The sequence below is a fragment of the Leeuwenhoekiella blandensis MED217 genome (genome assembly GCF_000152985.1).
Lineage (GTDB): Bacteria > Bacteroidota > Bacteroidia > Flavobacteriales > Flavobacteriaceae > Leeuwenhoekiella > Leeuwenhoekiella blandensis.
In genome coordinates this window covers 2310037-2323049 of record NZ_CH672395.1, presented here as the reverse complement: position 1 = coordinate 2323049, position 13013 = coordinate 2310037, and the positions used below count along the sequence as shown (strand labels likewise).

The 13013-nt window shown below is 34.6% G+C and carries 14 protein-coding genes and 1 tRNA gene; 8 read left to right on the top strand and 7 right to left on the bottom strand.

What is annotated here, in order from left to right:
• Positions 1-11: 11 nt before the first annotated feature.
• The 5 genes from MED217_RS09980 to MED217_RS09960 form a co-directional block, all read right to left on the bottom strand.
• Positions 12-1100, bottom strand: a complete 1089-nt coding sequence (locus MED217_RS09980) for an endonuclease/exonuclease/phosphatase family protein (protein ID WP_009780391.1) — start codon at positions 1098-1100, stop codon at positions 12-14.
• A gap of 59 nt (positions 1101-1159) precedes the next feature.
• Positions 1160-2446, bottom strand: a complete 1287-nt coding sequence (locus tag MED217_RS09975; RefSeq protein ID WP_009780390.1) for a mechanosensitive ion channel family protein — start codon at positions 2444-2446, stop codon at positions 1160-1162.
• A gap of 137 nt (positions 2447-2583) precedes the next feature.
• Entirely contained in the window at positions 2584-2910 is a 327-nt protein-coding gene (locus tag MED217_RS09970; RefSeq protein ID WP_009780389.1) for a CCC motif membrane protein, read from the bottom strand.
• Position 2911: 1 nt separating this feature from the next.
• Positions 2912-3175: a DUF2752 domain-containing protein gene (locus tag MED217_RS09965; protein WP_316907022.1), complete on the bottom strand. Its 264-nt coding sequence runs from the start codon at positions 3173-3175 to the stop codon at positions 2912-2914.
• Positions 3176-3188: 13 nt separating this feature from the next.
• Positions 3189-5156, bottom strand: coding sequence for a T9SS sorting signal type C domain-containing protein (locus MED217_RS09960; RefSeq protein WP_154648930.1), 1968 nt, complete (start codon positions 5154-5156; stop codon positions 3189-3191).
• A 93-nt stretch (positions 5157-5249) separates the two neighbouring features.
• Here MED217_RS09960 and MED217_RS09955 point away from each other — a divergent pair, with 93 nt between their 5' ends.
• The 8 genes from MED217_RS09955 to MED217_RS09920 all read left to right on the top strand — a co-directional run bounded on the left by MED217_RS09955 (position 5250) and on the right by MED217_RS09920 (position 12157).
• The gene (locus MED217_RS09955) at positions 5250-5798 is read left to right on the top strand and encodes a Smr/MutS family protein (RefSeq protein WP_009780386.1); all 549 of its coding nucleotides are present in this window, start codon (positions 5250-5252) and stop codon (positions 5796-5798) included.
• A gap of 225 nt (positions 5799-6023) precedes the next feature.
• Positions 6024-6311 carry a hypothetical protein gene (locus MED217_RS09950; RefSeq protein WP_009780385.1) on the top strand — a complete coding sequence of 96 codons (288 nt, stop codon included), beginning with the start codon at positions 6024-6026 and terminating at the stop codon, positions 6309-6311.
• A gap of 366 nt (positions 6312-6677) precedes the next feature.
• A tRNA-Arg gene (locus MED217_RS09945) sits at positions 6678-6751 on the top strand.
• A gap of 239 nt (positions 6752-6990) precedes the next feature.
• Positions 6991-7584, top strand: a complete 594-nt coding sequence (locus MED217_RS19330) for an acyl carrier protein (protein WP_009780384.1) — start codon at positions 6991-6993, stop codon at positions 7582-7584.
• A gap of 155 nt (positions 7585-7739) precedes the next feature.
• Positions 7740-9398 carry a S8 family serine peptidase gene (locus MED217_RS09935; protein WP_009780383.1) on the top strand — a complete coding sequence of 553 codons (1659 nt, stop codon included), beginning with the start codon at positions 7740-7742 and terminating at the stop codon, positions 9396-9398.
• Positions 9399-9530: 132 nt separating this feature from the next.
• Complete coding sequence (locus MED217_RS09930; protein WP_009780382.1) at positions 9531-10097, top strand: Crp/Fnr family transcriptional regulator; 567 nt, start codon at positions 9531-9533, stop codon at positions 10095-10097.
• A gap of 76 nt (positions 10098-10173) precedes the next feature.
• Positions 10174-10914: an SDR family NAD(P)-dependent oxidoreductase gene (locus MED217_RS09925; protein ID WP_009780381.1), complete on the top strand. Its 741-nt coding sequence runs from the start codon at positions 10174-10176 to the stop codon at positions 10912-10914.
• A 286-nt stretch (positions 10915-11200) separates the two neighbouring features.
• The gene (locus MED217_RS09920) at positions 11201-12157 is read left to right on the top strand and encodes a helix-turn-helix transcriptional regulator (RefSeq protein ID WP_009780380.1); all 957 of its coding nucleotides are present in this window, start codon (positions 11201-11203) and stop codon (positions 12155-12157) included.
• Positions 12158-12239: 82 nt separating this feature from the next.
• Here the strand turns inward: MED217_RS09920 and MED217_RS09915 are convergent, their stop codons facing one another.
• A complete protein-coding gene (locus MED217_RS09915; protein ID WP_009780379.1) occupies positions 12240-12458 on the bottom strand; it encodes a hypothetical protein in 219 nt (72 codons plus the stop codon).
• An 11-nt stretch (positions 12459-12469) separates the two neighbouring features.
• Entirely contained in the window at positions 12470-12964 is a 495-nt protein-coding gene (locus tag MED217_RS09910; protein WP_009780378.1) for a DinB family protein, read from the bottom strand.
• Positions 12965-13013: the final 49 nt, after the last annotated feature.

The window sequence follows — 13013 nt, the reverse complement described above, 5'->3', positions numbered from 1 at the left end:
AAAAGAGGTTTTTAGTTTGATTCTTTACGCGTGTCTTTTTGCGTCGCTTCTTTTTCAATGATTTGGTAGGCTCTTTTTAACTGATTCTCACTAGGCGGCGACGGAGTTTGCTCGTCTTTTTTATCAGATTCCAAAGTCAATTCGGCATAAGCAGGAAAATGATCAGAACCTACATCATTTCCACGCAGCACTTCTTTGGCCCTAAAATGTTCGGAAACAAAAATATGATCAAGTGGCCAACGCATAATTTTGCTATTTGCACTAAACGTATTGAACAAGCCTCGACCAATGCGTAAGTCAAGTAATTCACTTACTTCTTTATATAATTGCGTCGACTCAGACCAAGCAACATCATTAAAATCACCAATAACCAAAACCGGGATTTGCTTATTCCGACTTTTAAAAGCCGTTTTCATCATTTCGGCATCACGATCGGTTGACATAGGATTGTGCTGGGGCATTGGCGGTGTCGGGTGAATCGCATAAAGCTGAAAATACGCTCCAGAAGGAAGTTTTACTTTAGTTTCTATTGAAGGAATACTATCGTCTATCTGATAGTGAATCTCTGCATTTTGCATTGGTAATTTTGAATACAAGAGCATTCCATAAGTATTGTCTAAAGGAGCGCCTTTGTAATAGGTGTATTTTTCTGATAAAGTTGAATTTACTGCGTTAAGCCAAACGCGATCGGTTTCCAGCAGCAATAAAATATCCGGATTCTTTGACTCAACTTCTTGAAGTAGTTTATTATGATCTTTATTCTTCTGTAAAACATTTGCCACCATAACTTTAAAGCTATTGTCGCTGTTGTCTATTGTTGCGTCTAAAACTTCCTTTTCCGCTAGCGGGGTGTATGGATAGATTTTTAGTATTTGAAATACCAGACAAGCAGTCATAATACTTACAAATGCATAATCTTTGGCCCATTTGATATCGAATTTGATAAAATAAGCGAGTGTTGCTATTGCTGTAAAAATGGTTAACTGTAGGTGAGGAAAATCGAAAATGCGAATCCACCAAAAGTCGGCAGCTATAAAAGGGACGAGCGTAAGCACAACAGCGATGCCTCCAAGGATTTGGAGTATATTTTTAAATGTCATCAGGGTTAGGTTAGTTTCTTTCAACTCCTATATGGAACCAAAAGGGGGTGGTTAGTAAGCTACCCTTTTAAATCCTGTTGTTGCGTTAAGAAACTGGTAATATCCTTAGATGAAGGCTCTTCGAAGATCTCAAGATTAAAAAAAGGAACAGCAGCAATGATATGATCAAAAATATCAGCTTGAATATGTTCATAATTTTCCCAACGTTTATCGTTGCTGAAGCAGAACACTTCTATCGGGATTCCCTGCGAAGTAGGAGGTAAGTGGCGCACCATCAAGAACAGGTCTTTGTTTATGGCAGGATTTTCATAGAGGTAAGCATCAATATACTTTCTAAAAACGCCTAGATTGGTTTGATTAAGACCATTTATTGCAATGCTTTGATCTACCTCGTGTCTTCGATTAGAACGAACAACCTCTTTTTCCATATGTTCAATATATGGAGCCACAAGCTGAATTCGTTTAAGTTCCTTTAGATCATCTTCGGTTAAAAATTTAACTGAGTTTTGCTTGATGTAAACAGCTCTTTTAATGCGTCGGCCACTGCTTTCCTGCATTCCGCGCCAGTTTTGAAACGAGTCTGAGATCAAACTGTACGTGGGAATGGTGGTATAAGTCATATCCCAATTTTGAACCTTTACCGTCGCAAGATTGATTTCGGTGACGGTTCCATCAGCGCCATATTTACTGAAAGTGATCCAATCACCAATACGTACAATATCGTTTATAGAAACTTGAATTGAGGCAACAAAACCCAAAATGGTGTCTTTAAAAATCAAAAGAATAACCGCTGAAGCCGCTCCCAATTGCAATACAAAATCCATTGCATTTTGATCAAATATCTCAAGAATGAAGAAGAACACGCCAATACCCCAAAGAAAAAGCATGGTTACCTGTAGATAACTTTGTAAAGGTTTATCATGAAACTGCTCTTTAGTCTGAAAATAGTCTCTTGACGTACGAAGTAAACTGCGAATTATCTTTAAAATAAGTAAGATTACATATAGGTCAAAAACCTTTAAAAGCCAATATAATGTTGTAGGGTAATTATCGAGAAGTTCAACAAAAAACCATTTAAAAATTGCCAGAGGAATTATATGACCTACATATCTTGGGAAATTGGTAAGAATCAGAAAATCGTCAAAAGAGGTTTTGGTCTTATTGCTAAATACCTTAAAAACCTCTACGATTATTTTTTTTAGCAGTTTATCTAAAAAAGCAAGAAGTAATATAAAAATGAAGGCATTTATAAATACCGTCAACATTTCAGCATAGAAAGAGGTTACTCCAGCGCTTTCAATGTAAGAGCTAAAATCTTTTAAATAGGTATCTATTTGGTAAGCCATGTTCTAAATTTCAGGCGCAAAAGTAGGAATAAAGATTTCAATTAAATCTAAGTAAAGTATTAAGATTTTACTCAAAATCTTCCAAAGAAAAAGCCTGAGTAGAAACTCAGGCTTGTAGATAAAATATGTTGTTATTTTTAAGCTTGTGCGTTTTGCATCTCTAAAGCCCATTGTTGAATTGCTTCTGCACTTCCAAATATTATAAATAGTATGATGCAGAATATAGAAATGATAATCGCTAGAACCAAACCAATAATGGCAATGATTCGAGCTGTTTTAAGCTGACCATAATTTTCATAAAGTTCTGGATTAGGTGCTGCTAATTTTTTGTCTTTATTAGCAAGGTATAGCGCGATTCCAGAAAATAATAATCCCCCAAAACCAGAGCTAAAGCAGCAGGCAATAAAAGAGACGATTCCTAAGATTAAAGAAATGGTTACGTTAGGTAGTTTTTGTTGTTCCATATCAGGATGTTAGTTTAAGTATATAGCTTACAATAATAGTAGATACCGATAAGATTGCCAAAAATGAAATGATTTTAGTAGCGAATTTAATTGTAAACATAAAATTTAATGTCACCATAAATCCCAAAAGCGCTAATGGGAAAATAGCAGGATACAAAGTAAAGGCTTCCGAAAAATGGCCCTGTAAAAGGGCCACTAAAGATCGTTGTAAACCACAACCCATGCATTCAAAGCCTAAGTACTTTTTGGTAAGGCAGGGAAGCATGTATTTTTCCATATTATTTTATGTTGCGTACAGAAACTTTTTTAGAATATTCAATATTGTCTTTTGTGGTAACACGAACAATATAAACTCCGTCGCTCCAAGCGCTAGAAGGAATAACCACTTTTTCGTTAGTTCCTTCATTAATTTTTGAAACTAAAAGGCGTCCGCTAATGTCAAAAACAGTAATCTCTTTAAGCTCGGTTTGAAGCGGATTTAAAACTGTAAGTTCTGCACGGCCGTTATTCTGATAGATATTAAAAGATCTTTTTACTTCTTCAACCTCTTCGACATCTAATGTTTTTTCATCTTGAAATACTATTTCAAAGCGGTCTGTATACGTCCCTTTTTCTAATTCAAACTCATACGACTGATTCAAAATATCGTGATACTCATCGGTTTGCTTATCGTGTAAGTAAATGCTTTCATCTGGGGTGAAGTTCAAGCCAGAAACTTGCATTTCAAAGGTATTTGTTTCGGCAGACCCAGTCACTTTAAGAGGTAATTTCACTTCTATATCATACGGAAATAAGTTGATAAGAAAAGCATCATCACTACCTTCTACTAGAAAGTTAATGTCAGACGGAAGTTCTGACACATTATTACCATCACCTGCAACATCAAATCCTAAAGTAGCATCATCTAACATAACACCTGTTAGAGCTCTAGTATACGATTTATTGACAAGTGTCTTTAAACGAAATTTTGATAAAACAACGACACCGTGCTCATTGAGTGTAAATTCACCAGCTTTAGGAGTTGTCTTGTTTTTACTCTCTGTGCTAGCAGACTTCGATTTGGAACCTGAGTTGCTTTTAAAATTAGAATAAGGGTTTTCTGATTCTTTTATATAAACTCTAAATTCATTCTTAGCTGTAACAGAACCATTAGTTGCTCCTTCAACAAAAAAGCCCTGACCTACAGGTGTAAAATGTCTTTCTGTAGCGCTTCCATTAACTCCTGTTTCTTTTGGATCACCATTAATATCTAAAACAGGTTGCCCTTCATTATCATATTCAATAAAAACTGGAGATTCATAAGTGCCGGTTGAATTGCAGTTGGCTTCAGGTGAAAATGTACCATAGCCACCTTCATAATCTTTAATATAATGCGATTTTACATTGGGATCAGATTCCCAGAAATAGGCTACACCGGTAATGTTTTCACCAATAGCTGTAGGAGCCCCAGAATATGTGCCCAAACATCCACTTAGATCAGTAGTGCTAGGAAGAGAATTAGCTAACAAATAGAAACTTAGATTCATTGCTGAAGGGTAAGGATTTCCAACCAAGGTCAAGTTTTCATTAGCAACCGTGACATTGATGGTTCCGTTATTAGGCCTTCCTCTAAAGTCTATAGGAACAAGACCGGCCGGGGAAGTTCCGTTGCCAAGACCTTTCATCGTAAATCCTTCACCAGCACCTAAAGGGTTTGAAGCAGTTATTTTTGACCAGCTACCGTAACCTGTTGTAGCCACAAATTTATACAACCAATAACTAGATAGACTAAATTCGTTTGCGCTTGTGATAGAACTGTTATAATTGGTTGTAAATGTTACAGGAGTTGCTACAATTTCGCTATTAGCATCTGTTTTATATAAACCACCATTATCATCATCACTTAAATAGAAATTTACGTTTCCTGAGTTACCATTGCTCGTAGCAGATTTTCCAGGGTCTCCAACCGGTGAAGCCCAATAATGGTAATCCCATTGATTTTGTGTATTGGTCTGATATACAGAGACGATACCGTTACCTGAGTTAGCACTTGCATCATCGCCTTGTATCAGCTGTCCCTCGTTACGCAAATAAAAGTTACCCTCTGTTTCATCAGGGCTTCCAGCAAGGTTGATGTCTTGATTGACAAATACTATTTCACCTTTGTTATAAACAAAAGAACTGTCGCTCGCTGTACCTACATATAATTGACTGGTAGCCAAAGCAGGTAGTAATAAAAAAAACAATTTGGAGTAAAAATTTCTCATATTGAAATATTTTTGCGAAGATACTAAATTTACAATACCGATTACGTAATTCAAAGAAGAATTAACGCTTTTTATCGAGTTAATGAAGAAATTATGCGAACTCAATTCAAAATAGGTCAGTCTGTTACGCTTTTGGATGATGATTTGTCTGGTATAATCACTCAAATCTCTGCAGAAGCGATTTCAATAATAACCTCAGATGGATTTGAGTTTGATGTGAATGCACACGAAATTGTGCCTGATAAAACGCTGGATCTTGATTTTGATCAAAATTTAGATTCTTTAATTAAAGAAAAAGAATCTTTCTATAAGAAAAGGAAAAAGCCTGTAGCCAAAGCGAAGGGAGTAGTCCCTCCAATGGAAGTTGATTTACATATTCATCAACTTACAAAATCAGAACGAGGGATGACAGCGCATGATAAGTTAAACCTTCAGATAGATACCGCGAGACGCAAGTTAGAATTTGCCATAAACAAAAGAATTCAGCGGGTAGTTTTCATACACGGTGTTGGAGAAGGGGTGCTAAAGGCAGAGCTGGAATATCTTTTTTCAAGATACGATACCATAAAATTTTATGACGCGAACTATCAGCGTTATGGATTGGGAGCGACAGAAGTTTATATTTATCAAAACCCAGAATAAGCAATAGATAACAATATTTGTAGGAATATTCCTTAAATTTATTTTAAGATTTTACACTAGTAAAGCGTTTTACGTAATGTTTAGCGATGTGATTTTTTAGATAAATAACCTGAATATGGAATAAATCACCAATAATTTTTAAAATTTGTGTATTTCATCGAATAAATTAGCTTTTTAAGGATGAATGGTTTTATATTTGCGTTGTAATACAACAAAACCCACTTCATGCTTAAAAAATTACTACTTCTAATTCTTCTGTTTTCCTCTTCAGCAATTTTTGCAAGTACGCCAGGAGAGAAGACAAAAACAGCAAAGGAAACGAATCAGCTAGCCCAACTTTCTCAAGTTGTATTTGATAATAATCTTATAGAAGTTAACCTCACTGAACATACTTTACCTGAAGCGATTCTAAGATTATATCAATTAGAAAAAATAAAATTCACAGGTGAGATGATTTATACGCACAAGCCATTAGAGTTAGCTAAAATTAAAAGTCCTGTAAAAACTGTTTAATATCAAATTTGATTTCCCCAAATCATAATGAACCCCAAATCATGATTGATTAAAATATAATACACCCAATTTCATTAAATACGGCGATTGTTTAAATCCCCAAATCATAAACCGCCGTATTGATGAAATTTTATATTCGATTCCCCAAATCGTAGTTGATAAAAGTTTTAAGTTGGGAGAAAGGCCCGTTGCGTAAGCGCGGGTTTTTCATTTTATATAGAATAATTATATTTTCGAGCAGGCTATAAAATGCTTTAAACTTTTAGGTAATCAATCCAGTATCAGGGGCGTGAATATTTTTTTACTTTTTTAATGGTGTAATGCTTTTAAATTTTAGTTAAAGCATTATATTTGCACCCGCAAAAAGGTCGCGTAGCTCAGCTGGATAGAGCATCTGCCTTCTAAGCAGACGGTCACAGGTTCGAATCCTGTCGCGATCACATAGCAATCTAAGCTTAAACCCTTAATATCATCGATATTAAGGGTTTTTTGTTTTACAAATAACATGATTATCTAAAAGCTATCGACATTCCAACTCTACGCATATAACAGGCTTATTGAAGCTTGCTGTTAAACTCTTTAGGATAGCTTACGGATTAAGCAAGATTACATGTTTCTAATTTCTTCTATTTTTATAGTGATCAATTATACCTAAGTAATAATATTAATATTAAAAAGGATGGGTTTAGATTCAGTTGAATTGATTATGTCTGTTGAGGATAAATTTGGGATACGAATTGAAGATTCAGAGGCTGAAAAAATTTATACGGTGCAAGAGTTTGCCGATATTGTTTTCAGTAAAATAAGTTTTAATCCCACAAATAAATGTCTGAGCCAAATAGTATTTTTTAAAATCAGAAAAGCCTTGAGCACTTTGATTTCAGATGAAAAGAAAATTACGCCTAATATGAAGATTTTAGAATTTTTCAATTTATTAGAGCTAAAGGAGAAATGGTATCAATTTGAAATGCTTTTAGCTCTTAGATTGCCGCGATTAGTGGCACTTGATTTTAATCCAAATTTAGGCACGCACGTAAAAGTTTTTGGAATTAAAACCATAAAACGAGATACTCCTGTTTCTCAAGGCACGATCAAGCAACTTGTAGATTGGATAATCTCTTTGAACCGAGATGTTTTAATCGATATTGAAAAAATATCTAGTAAGTATGAAGTTGAACGTATTATTTGTGGAATGATAGAAGATAAAATAGGTGTTCCTATAAGCGAAATAGAAGTACATCATTCTTTTACTAATGATCTAGGGATAGATTAATGAACGTTTTACAAAAACAGATTCATAAAGAGAAAATAAACCTAAATTTAAATTTTTAGTATAAATTCTATAAATGTACTTCCAGGCCATCACAACTAATACTTCCCTAACTAATTTAAAGTATATTTTCAAGCTTATAATTATTTAAAATAGATATGATTTTTAAAAGGTTTTTGACGTCGTTCATTATTACTGTGGTATCTCAGTATGCTTTTGGTCAGCGTAATTATACACTTGAAATTGCTGATTCTACTCAATTTAATAGCATCAAACCTAAATTGAATGATAAGACAGACCTATGGTATCTCAAGGACATTTATGATGATGCTGTTATGGGAATTAGTTATAATAAAGCTATAAGATTTGGTCAAAATTTAAAATACAAGGAAAATATTACTGTAGCAGTACTAGATATGCCTGTTGATAGTGATCGACTTAGCCAAGAATTAAGTTTATGGATTAATACTGATGAAATACCCGATAATCAGAAGGACGATGATCTCAACGGGTACATTGATGATGTCAACGGTTGGAATTTTTTAGGAGAGGTTAGTGGAAATCAACAAATATTTGGTAAATATGATTACACGCGCATTCTAGACAAATACTTGTCACCTTTACCTATTTATAAATTGCAATCACTTGACAGCATAAATTCCTACAGTGATAACAAAGACCTCGTACGTGCGTCAAAACGCTATATTGAAAAAATAAATTATGCTAATGAAGAAGTGGCCTATGCAGAAATGATTGAACGTATATTGTACGATAGTAGAATAATCTTGAAAGACTATTTATCTAAAAATTATTCTTTAAATGAGTTGGATAGTTTGAAGCCTATATTTAAAGAAGATACGCTGATGAGCAATTCCATTTTAAGACTATATAATTTCAAAAAGTATGGTTTTACAGAGTCCTACATAAGAGATTACTATTTTAAAGCAAAGGGTAGATTAAATTTTCTCTTAAATCCACAGTATGAGGATAGAATTCTATTGGCGGACGACCGATTGAATACTACGACTGCAAAGCCAACATTCACCCAGGGTAACGCTAAGCTGAATAATGCTATTCATTATTTAGACCATGGAGCTTTAATGACAAATTTTATATCAGATCGAAAAATCAATAACGATATTACGCTCAAAATAATGCCACTGGTGGTTTCATCTCTAGGAGATGAATACGATAAGGATATTTATAATGCCATAAAATATGCAGTAGACAATGGGGCTCGAGTAATAAATATGAGTTTTAGTAAAAATTTTTCTACAAATCCGGAAATAATTAAAACTATTATTGAATATGCTAATGATCACAATGTTTTGATTGTAACTTCAGCCGGAAATGACGGTGTAGATATAGATATAGAGGAAAATAAAATATACCCAAATGATGAAAGTTACCCCGTAAATAATTTTATAGTTGTTGGATCTACAGCTGTACAAATCAATAATAATTTGGTCTCCAAGTTTTCTAATTATGGAAAAATGAATGTAGACTTATTTGCACCAGGAGAGCGCATACTTATTACTAATTCCAATAGAGATTATGAGATCCAATCTGGTACTTCGGTGAGTACAGCTCTTGTAAGTAAGACTATAGGATTAATTTTATCATATTTCCCCGATTTAACGGCCAAAGAGGTTAAGGAAATTTTACTTAGTTCGGTAACCAAAATTAAGGGAGAGGTATCATTAGGTCTAAAACAAAATAAAAAAAACCAAAATTTTGAACGAGTTTCTCAATCGGGAGGTATACTTAATGCATACAATGCACTTAAATTGGCTAAAGAAGTGTCTTCATCAAAATAAATTTATAAGGTAATTAAATCGGTAATTATTTTGAAAGCTCATAGCTACGAATCGTTTTAAAACTCTAATTGTTTTGCAGGTAGCAATTTTAATTTTGCCTCAGTAATCTTTAAAACTTCTCAACTTGCAGCAATGGAACAACTGATAGAATACATATTTCAATTTGGAAACCTTACTGCCCAACAGATCAGTTTCATTGAAGAACAAACTGAAGTAGTAGAACTTAAAAAAGGTTCTTATTTTTCAAAAGCAGGTAAAACACCAGGAGAGGTTGCTTTTGTCGTAGATGGAGTTTTTAGAGGCTGGTATTATGATAAGCAGGGAGAAGAAGTTACACGTTGCTTTATTCAAGAGAAAAGTATCATGTGTGATTATATAAATTTTGAAGCCCAAACGGCATCATCAGAATATATCCAAGCTTGTACTGATAGCAAGCTCTTAGTCTTTTCTAAACAATCATGGGAAGAGCTTTCACAAATCATGAAACCCTGGGATGCTATAAAGAGCAAGATGGTACAATTGTGTATGCATCAAAAGTCTAGAAAAAATCCTGTTATTTCTCAAGACGCCACTACTCGCTATTTAGAGTTTCTAGATAATCACCCTTATTTAGTCAATCGTATTCCACTAGCTTATGTAGCGTCCTATTTAGGTGTAACCCAACAATCACTTAGTCGTATTAGGAAAAGCCTTAGCTAAAAATGCTTTTTACCATATGGTAAATCCAGTCTCCTCAAATCGATAGAGCTTTGTTCATAATTAAGAAAGCAGTAAAATGAAGAAAGTATTTATCACTGGAGCAAATAAAGGAATTGGTTTTGCTACAGCTAAGTTATTATTACAAAAAGGATATTATGTGTATTTGGGCAGTAGAAATTTTCACAACGGAATTTCAGCAATCCAAGAGCTTAAAGCAGATGGTTTAAAGAATGTAGAATGCGTGCAGATTGATGTCACCAAGGATAGTTCGGTTAAATCAGCTCGTGAGCTTCTTAGTAAAAAGACAGATGTACTTGATGTTTTAATTAATAATGCAGGTATTAACGGGGGGAATGAACCTTATACTGCGCTTACGGCTAAACCAGATGAGTTTCAAGCTGCATTTGAGGTCAATGTCATAGGGGTATCTAGGGTTACTCAAGCTTTTATGAGTTTTCTAACTAATTCTGAAGCTCCTCGAATAGTAAACTTGAGTACGAGCGTAGGTTCGCTTACCTTACAAAGTGACACCAACTGGCCGGCTTATGACCACGCTAAATACGCTGTTTATGCAGCTTCTAAAGCCGCTTTAAATATGTACACGGTACATTTAGCTTATGAGTTGCAGCATACCAATTTTAAGGTGAATGCAGTATGCCCGGGTCTTACTGCTACAGATTTTACCTTTGGAAATGGGGGAGATGTAGAAATTGCGGCAAGAAGAGTAGTTCGATATGCAACACTTGATAAAAGTGGACCAACAGGAAAATTTTTTAGCGAAGAAACAAATCCTGAAACCTTAATGATTCCTTGGTGATTTAAAATAAAGCGCCGAACCAAAATTGAAATAAAGCGATTATGCTATAGCTCTAGTACTTGTTAAGATAAAAAGAGGAAAGTTTAGGTGTTTTTTGATCTCAAGAAACGTGGTAGATGGTAAGACTAAAGTTTCAGTGAAATTCAGTATTTAGGAATTCGTAGCGGGTGAGCTAAATAACATGATTCTAAGCCCCCTACGACCGTAAATGAGGTAAAGTTTTTATCGTTCAGCAAAGAAAATACTTTGTTTTTAAATAGTATTTTTGGTCAATTCACATCCTAGAATGAGTACCGAAGTTCCAAAAAGATTTGATAGAATCATAGCTATTCTCATACAGCTTCAATCAAAACGTATCGTAAAAGCGCAAGAGTTGGCCGATCGTTTTGAGGTAAGTCTACGTACCATTTACCGAGATATACGAACTATCGAGGCTTCGGGTGTACCTATAACCAGTGAAGCGGGTATAGGATATTCAATAATGGAAGGCTATCGTTTACCTCCTGTTATGTTTACCAAAGAGGAAGCCGGGAGTTTTGTAGCTGCTGAAAAACTTATGCAAAAGTTCACTGATAAAGGACTTGGATCTTATTTTGAATCAGCAATGTTCAAGTTAAAATCGGTCCTGAAAGGTGATGAAAAGGACTGGGTCGCATCTATTGAATCACAGATTCTTATAGACCCTGAACAAACCTTATTTAATTCACATGTTCCGGATGCCTTAGAAATCATTTTTGAGAGCATTGCAGAGAAAAAGCAAGTACAACTCACTTATCTCGCACAAGATGCAGACAGTCCAACACAACGTACAATAGAACCTGTAGGTTTGTTTCACGAGGCTAATTTTTGGTATATGCTGGCTTATTGTCATTTAAGAATGGACTACAGACAATTCAGAATGGATAGAATTCAAAAGATTTTACGTTCCCAAAATAGCTTCACAAAAAAGCACAATTCAGTAGAGCGTTATTTAAAAAATAATGTTGAAGAATCTGATGTTGAGGTACGAATTCGGGTAGATAAAAGCATCGTTAACTACATTCGTAGTGGACGCAAGTTTTACGGCTTTATATCTGAAGAAGACTTGGGTGATCAGGTAGAAATGGTCTTTAAACCCCGAAATATAGAAGATGGTTTTGCAAGATGGTATATGATGTTTGGAGATTATGCTAAGATTATAGAACCACCGGAGTTAAAAGACAGGATTAATGCTTTATCTAAAGCTATTTTAGCTAATAATTAGAGAGTACATAGATTTTTGAACTAATGATTAAGAATGTAATTTTTGATCCAAAACTACATTCTTAATCATTAAAGTAAAGTTCTTAATGCAGTTCCTCACAGAGGAAGCCTTGCTTTTGCAAGGTGTCACAAACGCTTGTTGCTTCTAAATGTTTAGTCTCTATCCTTAGAATATTATCACAATCTTCAAGATCAAAGTTCCAAACATCAGCATTAGGTGTTAATGCATTTAAAACAGGTTGTAACTGTTTGATGTCTTTTTCTTGATGTACTGAAGTCTTAAATACCAATACTTTTTTCATAACCAAAGGTATTAGCGTTCCCAAAAGAAGGGCGGTTCTATACCAAGACTCCTCAAATACACATAACCTTGTCCACGATGATGAATTTCGTTATCAATAAAATATAAAATAGAAGATATCACCGTACCCTCGTATTGACCAAAGGTTTTAATAGTTTTTGAAAAGCTGTCTAAAGCTATTTGCGGAAAATACATATTAATCGCTACAGTAGTCTCGTCCCATAGTTTTAGGAGTAGGTCTTTTTTATTTTGGTGATCAATATGCTCTTGGAATTCTTGGGTCTGACCGGTGACAATTTCTTTTAATCCCGGTCCCGCGATAGCCAAAAGTTCAGTCGTCATTTCTGCAAAAGTGCGCATACCACCAATGCTATACTTAAAAAAATGATCTTCCGGGAACACTTCAATAAGCTTACGTGTAAGATTGCGATGTCCTTGCCAGTGCGCTAATAATTCATCTGATGTAAGTACTTGATTTTGCTCCAAGTGTGATTGTTGAATACTCATAATTTAAAATATTAGGTTGTTTTTATATTTAAATCAAAAGTATTGAGGC